Raw genomic sequence first — 514 nt, 5'->3', positions numbered from 1 at the left:
AATCTTATCTAAAACGGTTACAACTATTCATTCAAAATCGAGTGTTTTATTTGTAACAAAACTTACACAAATTTCACGATTTTTTTCTTTGCATTTTGAAAAAAAATTAGTATAGTAAATATGAAAACAATTTTATAAACGATTTATTCACCATAAATCGTGAGGGAAGGCAAATGGTGCGCCACCAGCATTGCGACTGGTTCTAGTGGGTTCGATTCCCACCCCGGAATTTTTTATGTACTACAAAATGAAAAATTTCGAGGGGCTAGAGCCAGACGACTGTCTATATCTGCCCCGTTACGGAGGCGTTATTAATGATAAAAAGAAGAGAATTACAAGAATGCGGCCACTTATTCGAGTATTTATCTCACCCATCTGTCTTCCCTTTCGTACGTCAAAAAGCAACTTCATCAGAAGAATTCTTGTTTATGACGAAACAGCTGATGGAAGAAGAAGAACGCGGAGAGGTTATTTCGCGCACGATTACGGATGATTTCGGAATGCCTATTGGCAA

1 pseudogene is annotated in these 514 nt (G+C 37.4%); it reads left to right on the top strand.

What is annotated here, in order from left to right:
* Window positions 1-314: 314 nt before the first annotated feature.
* Window positions 315-514: pseudogene (locus AC1DOS_RS20535) on the top strand (GNAT family N-acetyltransferase); the annotation flags it as partial.

The organism is Paenisporosarcina sp. P5_A11, assembly GCF_056400705.1.
The sequence above is the reverse complement of the archived record's forward strand: the minus strand, read 5'-3'. Positions and strand labels throughout refer to the sequence as shown.